Raw genomic sequence first — 19,071 nt, 5'->3', positions numbered from 1 at the left:
CATCGATGTAAAAATACAAATAAATATGCTCTCAAGACCAAATACGTTAAAAAGAGAAATAATTAAGACGAAGCTGCCCATAAAAAAAGTCTGTACCCAACGATACAGACTTCTTCATAATCTTTTACAGAGATTAGGCTTTTGTAGACTCTTCTGTCTTAGGAGCAACTGCTTTTGTAGCATCTAATGATACTGCTGTTTTATCAAAACGAATCTTTGTACCACCTTCAACTTCAATTAAAAATGTAGTTTCGTTCATATCTGCAATACGGCCATGAATGCCTGCAGTGGTAACAATTTTATCTCCTTTTTTTAAAGCTTCAACCATTTTTTTAAGGTCTTTCGCTTTTTTAACCTGAGGTCTGATCATGAAAAAGTAAAACACTACCATGATTAAAACCATTGGTATAAGTGTACTTAACATACCATTTCCCTGGGCTTGCAAAATTACTGTTGATATCATATTCTATTATATAAATTGTATATTAATTTGATTTTTAGTCGATTTCACCAGTTAAATGTAAACTAGCAATATTTGGAGTTGCATTCGAGGTAACAGTGATCACTTTATCCTGTATTCCAGATTTTCCCTGGCTGTCAAACACCACTTTAATCTCACCTTCTTCACCAGGTTTAATTGGTGCAGCAGGTATTTCAGGTACTGTACAACCACAAGTTGCAGTAGCATTTAAAATAATTAAAGGGCTTTTACCAACATTTTTAACCTTATAGCTATAAGAAATCTTTTCACCCTGGGAAATTTTACCAAAGTTATAATTTTCTTTTTCGAAACTCATTACTGCAGCTTCACCATCAGGAATAGCTTCATGACCAGCATTTACGGTTAGTTCATTAGCACTACTTGCTGTACTGTTATTTTTTCCAGAATTCTGACAAGCTGCAAATGATACAGCTACCAAAGCCAATACAAAGATTTTCTTCATTTTGTTATTCTTCTATTAATCCACGACCTGTTTTATGAATACTATCAGTTCTCTTAAGATCGCCTAAAATTTTATCCAAGATACCGTTAATAAACGAATTACTTTTCGGTGTACTGTAATCTTTTGACAAATCAAGATACTCGTTAATTGTCACCTTTACTGGTATTGAAGGGAAGTTTAACAACTCGCAGATAGCCATTTTCATTAGAATTGTATCCATCAATGCAATACGCTCCGATTCCCAGTTCTTTGTTCTTTCTGCAATTAATTCATGATATTCCTTATTGTTTCTAAGGGTATATGCAAATAGATCCTGAACAAATTTGCTGTCCTCTTCCCAATCCTGACTAATTGGAGTCAGACTATTTTTAAAAGGATCTTCTGAGGTAAAGTTTTTAATTGTTTTAGCCACCATTCCCTGCATCACTTCTTTATCCACAGACCAGTTGATAAACTTATCTTCAAATGCCTGAATAATGTTATGACTTTTAAGGATGATTTTTCTGAAGATAAACTTGATGATTGTTTTTGAGCCTTCAAGACTATTGTCTTCATCTGCCAGATATGCAGCGTACTCAGGGGTAACTTTTAAAGTGTTAAAAATAGCTTTTACAAACTCCGGATCTGCCATCCAGTTGATCTTATACTTGTGAATTGCCGCAAGATAATCAGGGTTTTGTTTTAATGTAACCGCAAATTTGTTGTTTAACAACTTCATATTTGGGTTAAGATCTTCTGCAGTAGGCAGGTGTTTATTAGAACGCTCAATAGCATCTATACCTGTATACTCTGTAGTCTCAACTAAAAGCGAAAGCATGCCAACGTACATTTCGTATACGTCATCAATACTTTTCATTAACGCCTTCTTTGAGGCTGCCAGATCTTTTTTGTCTGTCATTTGCCAAGCAAAAATATTTTGCAGAGCTTTAATTCTTAAGTGCCTTCTATTTAACATGAATGTAAGAACGAGTGGTAAATTACCTGGTGATTAAAATGATGATTTTATTTTTTTGATATCGATTATCCTTTGTTCAGCAATACGGTTAGCTGCCCATATTGTTGGTATATTATCTGTTTTAGACATTTTTATAACGTCTCTTGTTGCATTGTAAATATTCTCAGTAAGCTGCATGGTACGTTTTTTACCAAAGCCCGTTAGCTCAGAATAACAGCTAATCAGTCCCCCAGCATTAATTAAATAATCTGGGGCAAATAATATGCCTTTATCTAACAACAATTGTCCATGTACTGTTTCATCAGCAAGCTGATTATTTGCAGAACCTGCGATAATGGCAAACTTCATTTTATTGATCGTCTTATCATTCACAGTTGCGCCCAATGCACATGGCGCATATATATCTGCATCCAGTCCAAATATCTTATCAGCACTTATAGGTTTTGCTTTATAAGTACGGGCAACATGCTGTAGCTTCTCCTCATTGATATCGCTGATATAAACTTCTACATTTTCAGCTCTAAGCAACGCTACAAGGTGCTCCCCAACATTACCTATTCCCTGAACAACAACAGAACGTCCGGCAAGCATATCTGTTCCAAATACTTCTTTTACACAAGCTTTGATACCTAAATAAACACCTTTAGCAGTTGTTGGTGCTGGATTACCTGCTCCACCTAATGATTCTGGCACACCTGTCACATGGTTTGTTTCCATGCGGATGTATTCCATATCTTTAGTGGTAGTTCCCAAATCTTCTGCAGTGATAAATTCACCATTCAGATTCTTAATAAACCGTCCGTAGCTACGCATCAAAGCTTCAGATTTTTCTTTTCTGGAATCACCAATGATAACAGCTTTACCACCACCTAAATTTAATCCGGTGATAGAAGCTTTATAAGTCATTGCACTTGATAATCTGAGTACATCTTCAAGCGCTTCCGCCTCCGTAGCATAGCTCCACATTCTCGTTCCACCTAAAGCAGGACCTAATGTAGTATCATGAATCGCAATAATGGCTTTTAACCCGGTATCAGGATCGTTGCAAAATACGACCTTCTTGTGCCCCGATGCACTCAACTGATCTAAAACTGAATTCACAATAGAACTATTCCCAGACATATAATTTTGTTTATCAGATATGTCGCAAAACTAGCATAAAAAAACATTATTTACATTGTTTTAACCAAAGAGTTTAAAAAAAGTAGGTTCATTTGGATAACTTTACATCCTGATGAAGCACCTCCGTTTTTTAAATAAATATTTCTATAAATATAAATGGTGGATTATCCCAGGGGTTTTCTTTGTGATTATCTCCAATATCTTCGGGGTAATTCCTGCACAGGTAATAGGCCATGCCTTTAACCTCATCACCGAAAATATACAAATATACCGTTTGTTTAATGGTTTTGAACGAGCATCCATTGTATACGATATATTTAGTGTAAGTCTTTTCTATTTTGGATTACTCGTTCTAGTGCTGTATTTATTACGTGGCTTGTTTCTGTTTTTTATGCGGCAAACCATCATTTTAATGTCCAGACACATTGAATTTGACATGAAAAATGAGATTTATGCGCATTACCAAAAATTGAGCCTTGGCTTTTACCGTCGCAATAATACAGGTGATCTGATGAACAGGGCTACAGAAGATGTAAACCGGGTTAGGATGTATGTTGGCCCCGCCATTATGTATACCATTAACACAGCAGTATTATTCTTATTGGTTATATATGCCATGTTTTCAGTAAATGCCACATTAGCCATTTGGTGCTTAGTGCCACTACCTGTACTTGTTTTGATTATTTACTTTGTCAATACGCTTATCAATCAAAAAAGTGAACAGATACAAGTACAGCTATCTAAATTATCCAGTTTTGTACAAGAAAGGTTCTCAGGCATAAGGGTGATAAAATCCTATGTAAGAGAAGATTACACACAAGAAATATTCGCTAAAGAAAGTCAGGGATACAAAGACAATGCAATGGGCCTTGTAAAGGTACAAGCTCTTTTTTATCCAACTATGTTATTACTAGTAGGCTTAAGCACCATTTTAACCATTTATATTGGTGGTATACAAGTAATAGATGGGTCAATTACTCCAGGAAATATTGCTGAGTTTATAGTATATGTTAACCAACTTACTTTTCCTGTTTCTATGTTGGGTTGGGTAACCACATTAATTCAGCGTGCCTCCGCCTCTCAAAAACGTATCAATGAATTTTTACAGTTGCAGCCTGACATCAATTCAAATAATATAAGAACATCAGAACTTAAGGGCAATATCAAGTTTAATCAGGTTAGCTTCACCTATCCTGACACCGGTATTCAGGCGATTAAAGATGTAAGCTTTGAGATTGAACAAGGCCAATTTGTTGCGATCATTGGTCGCACGGGATCAGGAAAGTCTACCCTGGCTAATTTAATTATGAGGATGTATGATGTGGATAAGGGCTTAATTAGTGTGGATGATTCGCCATTAAAAGATTTAAACCTAAATAATTACCGAAGCCAGATCGGTTTTGTACCACAGGAAGTATTTCTTTTCTCAGATACCATAAAGAACAACATTGCATTTGGTCTGGATCAGGTTACTGACACAGAAATAGAAACTGCAGCTAAAGATGCAGCTGTATATTATAATATCATTGATTTTGATCAAAAGTTTGAAACTATGCTTGGTGAAAGAGGAATTACTTTATCAGGTGGACAAAAACAACGGGTATCAATAGCAAGGGCCCTAATTAAAGAGCCACGTTTATTGATTTTTGATGACTGTCTTTCTGCTGTAGACACAAGAACGGAAGAAGAAATCTTGAATAATCTTAGCAGAATTATGAAAAACAGGACAAGTATATTGATTGCGCACCGGATTTCAACGATAAAAAATGCAGATAAGATAATTGTACTTGATGCCGGTCAGATCATAGAACAAGGCACACATACACAACTATTGGCTCTTGGTGGTGCTTATTCTGAAATGTATCAGAACCAATTATTGGAAGAAGAGAATCAAACTAACTAATTTCATTTTGAAGTTTAATAATTATTAGTTTATATTTACCCGAACCAAAAACCAAGATCAATACCAACCATGGGAGAATTTGACAACAAAGAGAGAGAAGAGGTTTTCTCGAAGAAAGTAAGGGCCGGTAAAAGAACTTATTTTTTCGACGTGAAAGCAACCAGATCGGGAGATTATTACCTAACCTTAACAGAAAGCAAAAAAAGGCTAGAGGACGGTGTATTTGTAAAACATAAGATTTTCTTATATAAAGAAGACTTTGAAAAGTTTGCAGAGGGTTTAAATGAAACCGTTGAATACATCAAGAACCATCAGGATGTTGTTGAAAAACGCTATGAATATTCTGAAAATCATGAAGGAGTGGGAAACAAGAGTCACAACGACGATTTTTCATTCTAAAAACATAACATTATGAAATAGTCCGACTATTTTTTGATTTACAATTTCAATAAGAAACCTTAAATAACCTATAAGTTGTTTAAGGTTTTTTTATGCATACCCTTTTGATCCATATTTTCTGAAGTGCTTTTATAGATACAAAATATCTTAATCAGTTATTCCACCCCCTTTAAAGAAATTTTAATTAATTGTGTACGTTAACGAAAAAAATTAGATAAATTAGAGTTAAACAATTTAACCCCTTTATTATGAAAAAAAGCATTTTATTATTGGGAGTAACATTAATCTTCCTTTATTCCTGTGACAAACAGGAAACCGAAAAAGACTCATTACTTTTAAAAAGTGAAGGAAAGACAAGCGAACTGTCTTTATTAGCAACTACCATTGTTAATGTAACACCCACTACAGTTTTTAATACTGCATTTTGGACCAATATTCAAACGTTGCTGCAATCAAATCCTGTTGATATCGTTTTTGCTGATGGAACATACAATTTGACATCAACGATTTCTTTAACCAATATTGGCCATACAACCAATAATTTGGAGTTGAAATGTAATACAATTGGTTCGGCTATCATTACAGGTTCCATTGCTAAATTAATGGGTTTGAGCTCTTGTAAAAACATTTTAATACATAGATTAAAGTTTACGGGTCCTGTAACAGACTATGCACTTACGATACAAAGGAGTCAGAACGTCACTGTAGCCTATTGTAGATTCGAAAATATGCCAAATGTTTATTATGGTGCTTTGGGGGCTCATTACGATACGTCAGATAATATAATTGTCAGACAAAATGTGTTTTCAACAGTTGGATTAGATTCTCATTGTCATATGATTTATGGCGCTTATGGAGTGAAAAGGCTAAAAGTAATTAACAATACTTTTACAGATTGCGCAGGATCCTTTGTAAGGTTTAGAGGGAATAATTCCACCCATGGTGTTGTCTATGGCAACACCTTTATCTCAACTGGAACATATTTAACAGGAGTCAATCCAGTTTTTGTTGAAGTACCAGTTTTCAATGATGTTAATCCGGGAGATGAGAGATTTGGCACCAGTTTTATGATCACTAATAATAGCTTCAGTTATAGTACTTCTGGCACTCAACTCACCAGGTACGCCCTGGTCTTTCATCATAGTGGATATAATCCTCCTGATAGAACGCATTTGATAAGTGCAGCTGATGCAACTATATTAGGCAGCGGAAGCAGTACTGTAGCGGCAAAAAGGGCAATAATGTCTTCCAAATTAGGTTTGGACGGAACAAAAATACTTTTTGGAGGCAATACGAATACAAATGTCGCGACTAATGTATCCTATAGATGTCAAGGTGGATATGGAGCCGTGGCTCCCTGGACAGGAATCGTAAGTATTGGAACAGCAGTTACAGCCACAGGTTTGGCGACTACATACGAAGAAGCCCTGGCTTTTTATGATGATTTATACTAAACATCTACTAATTAAAGAAGCCCTGTTGAATCATTCAACAGGGCTTCTTTAATTAGTTTCATAATCCGTTTACATGAAACTTCCATCTCCTCTACGCATAATCCCTCTGCCGCCTTTTCCTTTAGCACCAGACCACTTTTGCAATCGCATACTAAAACGAAGCATGAAATAACGACTTAAGGCATTGGATTTAGTATCCGTATAACCACCATCCTGACTTACATCACGACTTACGAAATTATTCTGGTTCAATATATCGAATGCCTGGAAAGTAAGTCTGCCTCTACGGTCAAACATCTCCTTTTCAAGATAAGCATTTACTACAAACGGATTGCTCGTTACATTTGCATTGATACCACTCACATAATTTTTACTTGCGCTGTATCCAAACAAGAATGTATCCCAGAAATATACACGTCCATCTACGTTCAATGCAAGCGTATTCGTTCTTGAATCAATAAAGCCCTTCAAGCTATTTTCGGATCTGGTATAGTTATAAGAAACAAAGGGGTTAATCTCAAACCATTCCGTTGGATTAATTCTGGGGCCAAAACGCTCTACCATTGTCAGTACGGTATTAATATTTTGTTGCCCGGCGTTCATGGAAATACGATGGTCATAATTCACAGAACCACTAAGTGATAGGTTATATTTACGGTTATTAAGTTGTTTGCTAATATTATAATTACCACCAATTCTATAAACCCCACTCATATTTAAAAATCTTGTTTCGGTAATATAAACGGTATCCGGTTTATTATTTTCGTCATAGATTAAATCTTCGATTTGGCGATTATCTCTGATCACAGCATTATCAGTTAAAGATGAATTCAGGTTTAACGTCAGATTTAACTTCGAATTAGGAATATAATTGTTGTAGCTGGCATTTACAGAATGTACAAAAGTAGAAAGCAGGTCTGGATTACCAACTATTGGGTTTTGAGGATTCGAAACATCACGAACTGGTTGTATCTGGTCAAAAGTTGGTTCAACTGCGTTACCAGCATAATTAATAGATAGCTTTTGCTGTCTTGACCATAAATACTCAAATCGTGCAATAGGTATCATATTAAAACTACTTCTAGTAGTTGTTGTACCTAAACTCATTTTCGATCCAGAAAGTAAAGTCGGAACAGCAGTTACTCCTAAAGAGAATCTTACTTTCGACATATTACTTAAGCCAAAGCGATAATTTAAAGCGATTCGCCCTTGTGTAAATGAATAGTTATAAATGTTACTTAAAGAGTCAATTACACTTGATTGATCTCCATCAATAATATTTCTTGTTGTTGCTGTATTATCATAGCCATTGTAGTTAACCTGTGCATTTAGCTCTAATTGGGTATTAAGTGACAATGGCTCTACATAAGTAAAACTTCCCCTGTAATTATTTTGAAGATTTTTACGTGCAATAATACGGTTCACCAATGAATCCTTTGTTTGCTGCTCATCCTGACTTAAATAATAAATAATCTTGATGTCTTGTTCTGTTTCCTGATCCTGATCGTTGCTATTGACATCAACCTGCATAGACATATTCCTTCTGGGCTTAGCAAAAATATGCTGATAAAATATAGAAGCACCCAATTGAGGTCTTGTGTTTTTAGTTGAATTTAATCCATCCCTGAGTTGGTGCAAAAAACCAGTCTGTTTAACATTTGAAAACCTCTTGTTATCAGAAAGGCTATATTTAAACGTAGGAACAAAACGCAGAAAATTATTGCTATCTAAATTAATCTCAATCTCTGCCCTTAAATTATGATTTCTGGAAATATTGTCACCATTAATAATACTGTTGGCAAAAGTATTTACGGTCGTATCTCTACCAGTAATTGTATCTCGTACCCTGTTTGGCGTAACAGAATAACTATCATTCAACGATTTTGTTCTGGTAGTAGAGAAACCATAATTTAGATTGTATTCAACTTTCTTACCAACCTTATCACGGATACTGAAGGAACCGTTTCCAGAAGTTGTTGTACCGCCACTCCCACTATTGCCACTGTTGCCTTGATTTCCTCCACCGCGGCCACCTCTTCCGCCACCACTATCACCACCATTATCACCACCACCTGCAACACCATTTACAGTATTGTTAAACTTAGCGTTAATTCCGATGTTTTGATTTCCATTTATACGGGTACCAAAAAGTCCTGCATCATAACGTTTGTTGTTACCAATACCTCCATTTACACGAAGCATATTACCCACCGACTTATCCGTACGGGTTGTAATGTTCAATACCTTTTCAGGATCGCCATCTTTAATACCAGTACGAGCCGCCTGATCACCATAATCATCAACGATTTGGATCCTGTCAACAATTTCAGCTGGTAAGTTTTTTATAGCGTTTGCAATATCACCACCCAGGTACTCCTTTCCATTTAACTTTGCTTTGGTTACGTTTTGACCTTGATGTACAAGTGTTCCATCATTCCCTACTTCCATTCCCTCCATCTTCTTCAGCAACTCATCAACTGTTGAATTAGCTCTGACAACATAATCACTGGCCTTATATTCTACAGTATCAGTCTTATAAGTTATCGCCGGTGTCCCACTAATTACCACTTCATTCAAGAGGTTTTTTTCTTCTTTTAGCATTATTGGATCCATAACGATCCTCGGAATCATATCATTTTGCTTGAAACGCATGACTGGCGACTTAGCATAACCTATACTTTGAACCACAAGTGTATAAGTAGCAGATTTCACTTCCTTAAACACAAAAATCCCATCACTGTTTGTCGAAGTCTTTAAGGTGTCTTTATCAGATGTAAGACTTACTGTTGCCCCTATTACCCCTAAATCTGTACTGTCTTTTACAATCCCACTAATCTGTCGGGTAGGTAACGGAGGTGGTGGATCCTGTTTTGCCGGCTGTTGTGAAAATACCTCGGTAAAACTAAACATCATTAATAAAACAATGCTCAATTTCTTAAGACTCTGTAGGTATTTCGGCATAAAAAAGGTGTTTAATTTTCTGGCCGTAACCCGATTAAAATAATTCATTTGTGTGTTTGTGTGTGTATGTTGGGGTGTATATGTGTGTTCTCTACACCATTAAGATATTACTTTTTAGCAAGGGTGTATTTTCCCCAAAAATCGGTGGGACTTAACATGGCCTGGAAATCCATTCCACCACCACCACGACCGAAGTTCCCGCCACCGCCGCCACCGAAATTACCGCGACCGCCGCCTCCAAAGCCCCCACCATCTAAGCCAGGTAACTGAAGTCCATTTAATTTAATATTATATGCGAATTCCTTAGGGGAATCCACCGAAAGACCTAACGCTTCCAGGGGAATGGCTACTTCATAAAAGAATGAATTATCATTTTCAATATTTGCAAATGCTTTAATACCATATTCATTATAAATAGATACTAAAGTATCAGTTGTATTCTTAAATCCACTGATTTTAATCTCCTTAGCGGTCTTCAATTGTGTTTTTTGCCTGGCTACCATAAAAGAATCTCTTTGTTTAGCATCCGGCCTGCCTCCTCCTCCCATAGCCATAGTCATGCCTACTGCAGGCCTGCTACCTCTTGTTCTGGCAGGGTTGACCACTAGAGGGTAGGTTAAAGTTATACTCTCCTTTTCTTTTTTCTTACCATCTGGATTTACAGAAAAAGTAATTCCACCGGCCATAATTTTAGTATTATTAGACACATCAGTAGACTTAATGATCAGATATAGATTCTTTTCATCGTTACTGATTATATAAGAAAGATTGGTACGTTTGCTAACAGAAAAATCACTTTCTTTCCATTCAAAATTCTTACCATCTATCTTTATTGCATGGGGAGCGAATATACTAACCTCCTGTAATTCATTAACTTTTTGAGCCTGGGCAATAGTACCAAGACTGGCAAACAATACCGTACAAAGTGCAACTTTTTGGAATCCTGATTTCATATTTGGTGTTGTATTTAAGTCCGACATTAGTTGTAAGACTTCATAAAATGATTTAGGTTTAATAGTTTCTACTATATAAAATAAAAACACTTCATTCAATTCTTTAAAAAGATCACGAATTAAGTACAAAAAAAATCAGTTTTCTGTTGTACGCTAAATTTGTTACACAAAAACCAAAATAGATGGATATTTAGTTAATATTTTTCTAGCGATCAGCAACTGTTTTCTTCGATGTCTGAAATATATAAATCAGATAAACCAATGCAGGTAAAATGAACAAGCTGCCAATCAACAATGCATATCCTAATGTTTCAATTGTTTTAGCTTGTCCCTGATGCGCCATTAAAGAAAGATTTTCACCATTCTTAAGTAAAATGATATCTGGAAAATGTGAATATGTTGCAGCAAATAAAATCATTGTTACCTGAAAACCGGCCAATAAGCGTAACAATATCGGCTTATTTCCATTCAAGGCATAAAACATTACAACTAATGATAAACTAGCTGCAACAATAGCAATAATTCCAGGTGTATCTCCAAAAATCCAGTTCACCAGTGGAATATGTTCAACAGCAGCAGCAATAAAAACCAATGCTCCACAAGCCATTACGAAAAAGATTGCGCGTCTTGCTTTCCCCACAAAATGTGCTCTATCTCCCTCCTCATCAGTTTGTCCAATTATAAAAATTGTTGCCAGAAAACCGCAAATACTAACGGTAAAGATACCTACAGCAACAGAGAACCAATTTAACCAACTAAAGATATAAGCCGACAGAAAGTCATTTGCCTGTGGATCGATATAACCAGAAACAGCACTAGCCGCTATAATACCTAGAAAAAATGGTGTAATTAAGCTGGAATATACAAAAATCGGTGTATACACTTTCTGCATATCATCCTTTACAGCATCATAGTTTCTAAACACAAAGGCAGTTCCTCTTGCAATAATCCCTAACAACATACATACCAATGGAATATGTAAGTAAACAGAAACAGTAGTGTATATTTTAGGAAAACCTACAAACAAAATCACAACTGCAATAATGAGCCACATATGATTAGCTTCCCAAATGGGGCCAATTGCCTTATACATGGTTTTACGAGTTTTAGCTTTATTAACTTTAGCTGTCATCAACTCAATTATACCCGCACCAAAATCGGCTCCTCCAAGTAAGATGTATAACAAAATGGATGTCCATAGAAACACGATAACTACATAAATCATAACGGCTTATCTTTTGAAAGGTTTTCAGAATCGTATAAATCACCTACCATGGTAATCTGTCTGTATAACAACATACTTACAATGATAGAGAGGGATATATATACAGCAGTAAACATATAAAAAGAATAAACGATGCCCGGCATTGGGGTTACTGCATCAGCAGTTTTCATTATTCCTCTAATGATCCATGGTTGACGTCCAACTTCAGTAACTGTCCACCCAGCTTCCAGTGCAATGAAGCCCAATGGAGTAGCTATGACAAACAATCGTAGCAACCAACGACTATCCAACCATTTCCTTTTTTTCCATAAGGCAATAAAATACAAAACCGCTATGAGCACCATAATCATACCTAAGCCGACCATAATTTGAAAAGCGTAATGTGTAACAGCAATTGGAGGCTGTTCATCTTTAGGAAAACTATCTAAACCTTTAACCTCTCCATTAAAATCACCTGTTGCCATCAAACTCAGTAAACCAGGGATTTTAATTGCATAATCAACTTTCTTATTTAAAGTATCAGGTATTCCACCAATAATAAGTGGGGCATTACGTTCAGTATGAAAATGAGCTTCCATTGCTGCCAGTTTTTCGGGTTGTCTCACTGCAACATCTTTAGCAGAGATATCACCACTTATAGGCTGCAAACAGGCAGCTACAGTTCCAAAAATAGCTGCGATCTTAAAAGCCTTACTGTGAAAACCTATATTTTTACCTTTAAGAATCATAAGGGCATGAACACCTGCAACAGCAAATCCGGTGGATACAAAAGCAGCCACACTCATGTGTAATGCTTGTGAAAACCAGGCATCATTAAACATAGCTTTAATAGGATCGATGTTTAAGTACTGTCCGTCGATATAATCAAAGCCCGCAGGACTATTCATCCAGGCATTTGCAGCAACAACAAGAATACCAGATGCTAATCCACTCAAGCCAACCACTACCCCTGTAGCCCAATGAAACCACGGATTAAGCTTATTCCATCCATACAAATAAAACCCAAGAGCTATTGCCTCAATAAAAAAAGCAGTCCCTTCCAAAGAAAATGGCATTCCAAATATCGGTCCAGCATGCTCCATAAATTTCGGCCAAAGTAAACCAAGTTCAAATGACAATACTGTACCTGAAACCGCACCAGTAGCAAAGAAAATAGCAACACCTTTACTCCAGGCTTTAGTAACATCTTTGTAAACGGCTTTTTTAGTTTTAAGCCAGTAAAAATGCGCTACGGTCATAAAAAAAGGCATTACCATACCAATACAAGCAAAAACAATGTGGAAGCCCAATGAGAAGGCCATTTGAAGGCGAGCTGCTAGAAAATCGTCCATATTTTAAAATTATGTACAAAAGAAATCTTACCGTAAAAGTACAGCTTATCTTGTATGAAAAGGCTTTTTTCACCTGAAGATTATCATAATTCTAACATATTTCTCTGAAAATATTTTCTTGCATAAATCTGTTGTTTATCGTAGAATATTTTCATTTAGCCCATTATATCAAAAAACACTACAAAAATAATTTATTTCTCAAATAAAAATGAAATCACATTTTATGTGCAAAAATTTTTATTATCAATACAATAATCATTACGTTCACTACCATAAAATGGTCTAAACATTAAACCTAATCAACAGTATTATGAAAAGTATTAAATCTTTACATTTTGTAGCCTTTTGTGCACTTATAGTATTATTATCCTGTAAAAAAGAAACAAAACCTCCAATTGAAGAACCAAAACCAAAAAAAGAAGAGCCTACGTTACCTGTGCCTAAAGATAAAGGTGAATATATACCTATAAAGCTAGAAGCTGAAGGAACCACTTTAACGCTGAAGTATAAAGAAAATACTGCACTGCTAACAGAAATTGTCGATTCAGACGGAAATAAAACTGTTATAATCTATAATACGGATGGTTTTCCGCAAAAATTAGAAAAATATAAAAATGGGAAACTATTTTTTATCGATTACTATGAGCAAAAAGATAAAAAACTAACCAATAAAATACAATCGTTCGACCATGATGCAATAACTAATCGTACCAGCCCTAATGGATATTACACATTAACCTATAATGATCAACTACGAATCGGTACAATTGATTACTATAATAACAACAAAAAATTGATTAAAACAAGTGATCTATACTACAGTGAATCTTTAAATTTATCTGAAATAAGCAGTACTGAACACAAGACTATTGCTTATACCTATGATCTCAAAAATGGGATTAGTAGTAATATCCCTTTTAGCGATTTATTTACATTACAGCTTGAACATTGGTTTTTGAAATGTAAAAACAATAATCTAACAACTATGCTTAATCAGGAAAGCCCTCAGAATAATATAGATATTAGTTACGAATATAATGACAATGGTTATCCCTCAAAGGTAATACTAACCAGTGCGAAAATGAAGCAAAGTATAACTATTACATACAAACGCCTGGAATCATGATTAATTTAAAAGCATTTGTGCTCTAAAGAGATGATCTGCTGTCTGTAAAATTTTAGCTTTTAACTTAGGATTATAATCAGGATGGCTTTTTAAAAATTCATTCACAATTTCAGCTGCTTCTGCACTTTGGTAATAGCCTAATGTTGCCTGTAACCAACTTTGCGGAAAAAATATATCTCCTGTCGTTTGAATTTCTTCCAACAGATCAAGACTTTTTTTAAGGTATTTTACAGATGTAGCCTGTCTCAAAGGATGATGTAAATAATACAATGCCACTCCAACATTAGATTCCTTTTCTCTGTTTGCTTTCAACTCCAGGCTCTTAAAAAAAAGATCTCTTTGCTTCACATCAGCAGAAAGAGAAGGCATGATAAATTCAAACCTTTTCTTTCTGTCTGCATTACTGATACGTAACAATTGCTCATTCAATATAGCAGTGCTACTATCTGTTCTTAAAGCCAATGAAAAAGAGAGTGTAGTAAAATCATCCTCAGAAAGTTTCACACCCTCAGGTGCATTTCCTGTTTTCCATATTTCATACAATTGCCTGTAAGCTGTTGTATTTAAAAAGATATCCTGATATGTTTTTAAAAGGAGCTTTTTAGTATTAGACTCCTTTTGTTCTAACATAGCATTCCAAATTTGTTTTTCCAGAGATTCACTTAATCGCTCTCTATCTTGACGAGTTAGAAATTCCCAATAAATAGTGCTGATATAATTACTAATCAATTTAACATTCAACTCTTCTGTTTCCTTGTTTAAACCACTTATAAAAAGATTTAGTAAATCAACTGGCTTAATATATCTCCCATTCAACATATTCTCATAAAGTGAAATATAAGATACTGCACGATTTAAAGGCTTGTCAATACTGTACAAATGATCAAATATTGCAGGATCTGTTGGCCAAAGGCCATAACCTTGACCTGAAGAATTGAAAAGCACAAATAAAGGAGCCTCCAGGCCTTCTGCTTCTTTAACTTCAACTTCTGCTGCATTAAGGTTGACAGTTATTTCCTTGCTATAATTCTTATAATGCAAACTCAGTTCAAAAATTTGAGGCCAAATCCTATTCTTACCGTATTCTGCAGTTTGCTTAATCCTGAACTTGCTAATTTTACTCCCTTCATATTTAATGGAATAATCGACAACTGGACGTCCGGGTTCATTTACCCAAACCTTATTCCATTGCTGTAAATCTTCATCGGCATATTTATCCAAAATACTAATCAGATCAGGCCAGGAAGCATTGTTATTCGCAAACTTTTTAAGATATTCTCTTACCCCCTGCTGAAACTTTTCTTTGCCCATTAAACGTTCCAGCTGGCGCATCATAATTGGCGATTTATGATAAATAATATTTCCATACATGGTGCCAGCATCCTTTAGATTATCCAGTGGCTGTCGAATAGGGTTTGAACCCGTAGTACGATCTACACCATAAGCTGCCGGAAAATGATCTAGTAAAAATTTTAAATCAAACACATCCTTACCAACACTACCTTCTGCACTTTTATCAGCCATAAAATTGGCAAACACCTCTTTCATCCACACATCAGTAAACCAATTCATTGTTACCAAATCGCCAAACCACATATGAGCAGTTTCATGAGCGATCAGGTTGTTTCTGGAATTAATCTGATCTCTGGTTGCAGTACCATCTAAAAATAAGCTGGCAGCTTTATATTGAATAGCCCCAACATGTTCCATTCCTCCAAACTGAAAGTCAGGAATCGCAGCAAAATCAAATTTCTGAAATGGGTAAGGGATGTCTGTCCAATCCTCAAAATACATAAGTGCCTCGTCATGAATCTTAAAAATTTTGTCTATACTATGCCTTATTTTCCCAGTATCTGTCTCCCTATACAAGAAAGTAGCTTTCTCATTACCTACTTTTCCAATCTGTTGCTCAAATTTCCCAGCCACAAATGAAAACAGATATGTACTTAAAGTATCTGAGGTTAAAAATTTGTAAGTCTTTCGATTATTTAATACAGTTGATATTTTTAATGGAGCATTAGCTATTGCTTTCCAATCGGCCGGCACTTTTAAAGTTAGGTTATAAGTTGCTTTAATATCAGGCTGATCAAAGCAAGGGAAAACTGTTCTCGCCCTGTCAGGTACAAACAGTGTATATAAATATTCATTGTTCCGGTTTAGCGCTCCCTCACCAGATTGAAATTTTATCTTTACCTCATTCATTCCCTTTTTCAAATATCTGGCAGGAATCAACAGGTGTTCCTTCTCATGTTGTATGTCGACAGACAGGCCGTTTACTGTCAGCTTCGTCAATTTTGATTTATCTTCCTTAAAATCCAATTGCAAAGCATGGTCTTTTTTATCAAGATGAAAACGCAACACCTCATTGGCAGTAATCTTCGCTGTTCTTTCCCCTGGTATATCAAACTCAAGTGTATAATTAACTTTACTGATTACAGATTTCCTATATTGCGCCAATTCTCTTGAAACGCCCGTTTCCACTGACTGAGCTAATGATTTTATAGAAGCTGCACATAAACAAAAGAAAAAAATACTGAAAACGAAATAACGAAAACCTACCATGACAGCGAATTTAAGCATGATTTTCTAATTTATTCGTCAAGTTTCCCTTTATACAACATTTAAACTATACAATACAAGAGCAGATATGTAATTTAGTATCGACAAAACTTATGATCAGGTCTGTTAAGACCTTTGTAACATTTAAAAACAAAGAATAATTATATGAAAACAACGTTTAAAACAATGTTATTTTTAGCACTAGCTGTAGTTCTGAGCATTGATGTTCAGGCGCAAGGTCTTAAAATGCCGCAGGCTAGTACAAATCAAACTATTTCTCAAAACTTTGCCTTGGGAAAAATCACGCTTAACTATTCACGCCCGAATGTGAAAGGACGTAAAATTTTTGGTGCAATGGAACCTTATGGATCTGTTTGGCGTACGGGAGCAAACTCAGCAACTGTAATTACATTCTCTGAAGCTGTAAAAATCGAAGGTAAAGATCTTCCTGCTGGAGAATATGGATTATTTACTATTCCTGGAAAAGACGAGTGGACGGTAATTTTCAACAAAGGTGCTAAGCAATGGGGCTCTTATGAATATAAAGCATCAGACGATGCTTTAAGAATTAAAGTTAAAGCCATCAAATTGAATGAGAAAGTAGAAACATTTACCATTCAATTTGCTGATGTATTAGCAACTACTGCAAAATTACAGTTGATGTGGGAAAACACTTTAGTTAATGTGCAGTTAAGTTCTGATATCGATGCTACCGTAATGGCAAGTATTGATGAAGCTATGAAAGGTGAGAAAAAACCTTATTTCCAGGCTGCGCAATATTACTTTACGAATGGTAAAGACCTGAAAAAAGCATTAGAATGGGTAAATGCAGCTGAAGCAGCAGATGGAAAAGCACCATGGATTAAATTGTGGAAAGGACGGATTCAAATGAAAATGGGCGACAAAGCTGGTGCAGCTAAAACTGCAACAGATGGTTTAAAGCTTGCTACAGAGCTTAAAAATCAGGAGTATATCCGTTTACATACTGAATTATTAAAAGAAGCAAAGAAATAAGTAAATAAAAGAGTTAAAAAAAATGCCCTGCAAGATTTTAAAAGATTTTGCAGGGCATTTTTTTGATGTTAAGCACTAATACCGCCCCCTATAATATTGATAGATACAGTTTCTATCTTCCAGAATTTGGAGGCGAAAAGACAACTGTGTAATAGAGATTCACCAGTCGGCCATAGCCCGCATTGAGCCCGCCTATACTCCGCATATACCCCGCCTTTTAGCAACATTACCCAGGATATTTGCATTAAACTGGCACTCTATTTGCCCTTTCTTATTCCTGGACAACACAGAGCCAGAGTATTTATTAAACCACAAATCTATGTAATATGGCCAGAGTTGACGGAAAATTTATTACGGGCAAAATTGGCCCTACTGTATATAAGAAATATCGAAATAAGCAGGTTATTCAGCAAACTCCTGTTTTTACCCCCTCCAGTCATACTGAGCCCAGCAAAATCACAGCCAAGATCTTTGGGAAAGCCAGTACATTGGCCAGGATCCTAAGGGATAATCTTTCTACCATTACTACAGAATTTACTGACGGGGAAATGGTAAATCGCTTAAATTCTGAAGTAATACATATTCTGAATCAGTGTAAAAACCTAGAAAAAGGTATTTTCAATTTCAATAATGACAGTTTTGACAGACTAAATGGTTTTGAATTCAATCATGGTTCCCTGGTAAGGAATATTTTTCACGTACGTCCAGAATTGGAGGTGACAGGGAATCAGTTAAAAATCAATATACCAGAAATGCGACTCCCTCAAGAATTTAACTTCCCAAAAGAAATCGACCAGTGCATGATGAGTTTTGGCCTTGGCATGTTTGATCTGACAAATGGGCAGCATTATTTCAATCCCATTCAATCGACAGAAATAGAATACCAATATCAAGCGAAGGTTATAACTCCGCAACAATTTAAATTCGAGATTGAACCGGGTTGTCTGTGCGTTATTGTAATTTCCTTGCAGTTCTTAAGAAATACTTTCGCTGGAAAAATGTTTTATAACACCATCGATTTTAACCCTACTGCTATATTAAAAGCTTTTATATCAGATGGCAAAGCTGTTAAGACAAAAGCAATAAACTGGCAAAAAATGGATTTCAAGGCAGGTTAGAATAGGT

At 35.6% G+C, this 19,071-nt stretch carries 15 protein-coding genes; 6 read left to right on the top strand and 9 right to left on the bottom strand.

Features of this window, described 5'->3' with window-relative positions; genetic code table 11:
• Window positions 1-133: 133 nt before the first annotated feature.
• The 4 genes from yajC to WC623_RS08000 form a co-directional block, all read right to left on the bottom strand.
• A complete protein-coding gene (gene yajC / locus WC623_RS08015) occupies window positions 134-463 on the bottom strand; it encodes a preprotein translocase subunit YajC (protein WP_372849748.1) in 330 nt (109 codons plus the stop codon).
• A gap of 34 nt (window positions 464-497) precedes the next feature.
• A complete protein-coding gene (locus WC623_RS08010) occupies window positions 498-944 on the bottom strand; it encodes a DUF1573 domain-containing protein (RefSeq protein WP_372849746.1) in 447 nt (148 codons plus the stop codon).
• A gap of 4 nt (window positions 945-948) precedes the next feature.
• Window positions 949-1,842, bottom strand: coding sequence for a transcription antitermination factor NusB (gene nusB / locus WC623_RS08005; protein ID WP_372849744.1), 894 nt, complete (start codon window positions 1,840-1,842; stop codon window positions 949-951).
• A 90-nt stretch (window positions 1,843-1,932) separates the two neighbouring features.
• Window positions 1,933-3,021 (bottom strand): Glu/Leu/Phe/Val dehydrogenase, encoded by a 1,089-nt coding sequence (locus WC623_RS08000; RefSeq protein ID WP_372849742.1) that lies wholly within the window; start codon window positions 3,019-3,021, stop codon window positions 1,933-1,935.
• Between the two features lie 112 nt (window positions 3,022-3,133).
• On the opposite strand from WC623_RS08000, the gene WC623_RS07995 reads away from it, so the two are divergent.
• From WC623_RS07995 to WC623_RS07985, 3 genes are all read left to right on the top strand, one after another.
• Complete coding sequence (locus WC623_RS07995; RefSeq protein ID WP_372849740.1) at window positions 3,134-4,924, top strand: ABC transporter ATP-binding protein; 1,791 nt, start codon at window positions 3,134-3,136, stop codon at window positions 4,922-4,924.
• 69 nt (window positions 4,925-4,993) lie between these two features.
• Window positions 4,994-5,323 carry a DUF3276 family protein gene (locus tag WC623_RS07990; RefSeq protein ID WP_349786144.1) on the top strand — a complete coding sequence of 110 codons (330 nt, stop codon included), beginning with the start codon at window positions 4,994-4,996 and terminating at the stop codon, window positions 5,321-5,323.
• A 248-nt stretch (window positions 5,324-5,571) separates the two neighbouring features.
• A complete protein-coding gene (locus WC623_RS07985) occupies window positions 5,572-6,777 on the top strand; it encodes a right-handed parallel beta-helix repeat-containing protein (RefSeq protein ID WP_372849738.1) in 1,206 nt (401 codons plus the stop codon).
• 69 nt (window positions 6,778-6,846) lie between these two features.
• Here the strand turns inward: WC623_RS07985 and WC623_RS07980 are convergent, their stop codons facing one another.
• The 4 genes from WC623_RS07980 to WC623_RS07965 form a co-directional block, all read right to left on the bottom strand.
• A complete protein-coding gene (locus WC623_RS07980) occupies window positions 6,847-9,738 on the bottom strand; it encodes an outer membrane beta-barrel protein (protein WP_372849736.1) in 2,892 nt (963 codons plus the stop codon).
• Between the two features lie 107 nt (window positions 9,739-9,845).
• On the bottom strand, window positions 9,846-10,691 hold the full coding sequence (locus WC623_RS07975; protein ID WP_372849734.1) for a hypothetical protein: 846 nt from the start codon (window positions 10,689-10,691) through the stop codon (window positions 9,846-9,848).
• A 205-nt stretch (window positions 10,692-10,896) separates the two neighbouring features.
• The gene (locus WC623_RS07970) at window positions 10,897-11,916 is read right to left on the bottom strand and encodes a cytochrome d ubiquinol oxidase subunit II (RefSeq protein ID WP_372849732.1); all 1,020 of its coding nucleotides are present in this window, start codon (window positions 11,914-11,916) and stop codon (window positions 10,897-10,899) included.
• The gene (locus tag WC623_RS07965; RefSeq protein ID WP_372849730.1) at window positions 11,913-13,247 is read right to left on the bottom strand and encodes a cytochrome ubiquinol oxidase subunit I; all 1,335 of its coding nucleotides are present in this window, start codon (window positions 13,245-13,247) and stop codon (window positions 11,913-11,915) included. The genes WC623_RS07970 and WC623_RS07965 overlap by 4 nt, the downstream gene beginning before the upstream one ends.
• Window positions 13,248-13,557: 310 nt before the next feature.
• On the opposite strand from WC623_RS07965, the gene WC623_RS07960 reads away from it, so the two are divergent.
• Complete coding sequence (locus tag WC623_RS07960; RefSeq protein WP_372849728.1) at window positions 13,558-14,373, top strand: hypothetical protein; 816 nt, start codon at window positions 13,558-13,560, stop codon at window positions 14,371-14,373.
• Here the strand turns inward: WC623_RS07960 and WC623_RS07955 are convergent, their stop codons facing one another.
• A complete protein-coding gene (locus tag WC623_RS07955; RefSeq protein WP_372849726.1) occupies window positions 14,374-16,953 on the bottom strand; it encodes a M1 family aminopeptidase in 2,580 nt (859 codons plus the stop codon).
• Window positions 16,954-17,097: 144 nt separating this feature from the next.
• On the opposite strand from WC623_RS07955, the gene WC623_RS07950 reads away from it, so the two are divergent.
• Together WC623_RS07950 and WC623_RS07945 are read left to right on the top strand one after the other, a co-directional pair.
• Window positions 17,098-17,946, top strand: coding sequence for a DUF2911 domain-containing protein (locus tag WC623_RS07950; protein ID WP_372849724.1), 849 nt, complete (start codon window positions 17,098-17,100; stop codon window positions 17,944-17,946).
• 326 nt (window positions 17,947-18,272) lie between these two features.
• Window positions 18,273-19,064: a hypothetical protein gene (locus WC623_RS07945; RefSeq protein ID WP_372849722.1), complete on the top strand. Its 792-nt coding sequence runs from the start codon at window positions 18,273-18,275 to the stop codon at window positions 19,062-19,064.
• The last annotated feature ends 7 nt before the right edge of the window (window positions 19,065-19,071 follow it).

Origin of the sequence: Pedobacter sp., assembly GCF_041645105.1 — a bacterium.
In the GTDB taxonomy this organism is placed as follows: Bacteria; Bacteroidota; Bacteroidia; order Sphingobacteriales; family Sphingobacteriaceae; genus Pedobacter.
The sequence above is the reverse complement of the archived record's forward strand: the minus strand, read 5'-3'. Positions and strand labels throughout refer to the sequence as shown.

What these genes read in the sequence shown, in the direction of transcription:
- yajC (WP_372849748.1), bottom strand. Translation starts at nt 463, where the DNA reads ATGATATCAACAGTAATTTTGCAAGCCCAGGGAAATGGTATGTTAAGT.
- WC623_RS08010 (WP_372849746.1), bottom strand. Translation starts at nt 944, where the DNA reads ATGAAGAAAATCTTTGTATTGGCTTTGGTAGCTGTATCATTTGCAGCT.
- nusB (WP_372849744.1), bottom strand. Translation starts at nt 1,842, where the DNA reads ATGACAGACAAAAAAGATCTGGCAGCCTCAAAGAAGGCGTTAATGAAA.
- WC623_RS08000 (WP_372849742.1), bottom strand. Translation starts at nt 3,021, where the DNA reads ATGTCTGGGAATAGTTCTATTGTGAATTCAGTTTTAGATCAGTTGAGT.
- WC623_RS07995 (WP_372849740.1), top strand. Translation starts at nt 3,134, where the DNA reads ATGAAGCACCTCCGTTTTTTAAATAAATATTTCTATAAATATAAATGG.
- WC623_RS07990 (WP_349786144.1), top strand. Translation starts at nt 4,994, where the DNA reads ATGGGAGAATTTGACAACAAAGAGAGAGAAGAGGTTTTCTCGAAGAAA.
- WC623_RS07985 (WP_372849738.1), top strand. Translation starts at nt 5,572, where the DNA reads ATGAAAAAAAGCATTTTATTATTGGGAGTAACATTAATCTTCCTTTAT.
- WC623_RS07980 (WP_372849736.1), bottom strand. Translation starts at nt 9,738, where the DNA reads ATGCCGAAATACCTACAGAGTCTTAAGAAATTGAGCATTGTTTTATTA.
- WC623_RS07975 (WP_372849734.1), bottom strand. Translation starts at nt 10,691, where the DNA reads ATGAAATCAGGATTCCAAAAAGTTGCACTTTGTACGGTATTGTTTGCC.
- WC623_RS07970 (WP_372849732.1), bottom strand. Translation starts at nt 11,916, where the DNA reads ATGATTTATGTAGTTATCGTGTTTCTATGGACATCCATTTTGTTATAC.
- WC623_RS07965 (WP_372849730.1), bottom strand. Translation starts at nt 13,247, where the DNA reads ATGGACGATTTTCTAGCAGCTCGCCTTCAAATGGCCTTCTCATTGGGC.
- WC623_RS07960 (WP_372849728.1), top strand. Translation starts at nt 13,558, where the DNA reads ATGAAAAGTATTAAATCTTTACATTTTGTAGCCTTTTGTGCACTTATA.
- WC623_RS07955 (WP_372849726.1), bottom strand. Translation starts at nt 16,953, where the DNA reads ATGCTTAAATTCGCTGTCATGGTAGGTTTTCGTTATTTCGTTTTCAGT.
- WC623_RS07950 (WP_372849724.1), top strand. Translation starts at nt 17,098, where the DNA reads ATGAAAACAACGTTTAAAACAATGTTATTTTTAGCACTAGCTGTAGTT.
- WC623_RS07945 (WP_372849722.1), top strand. Translation starts at nt 18,273, where the DNA reads ATGGCCAGAGTTGACGGAAAATTTATTACGGGCAAAATTGGCCCTACT.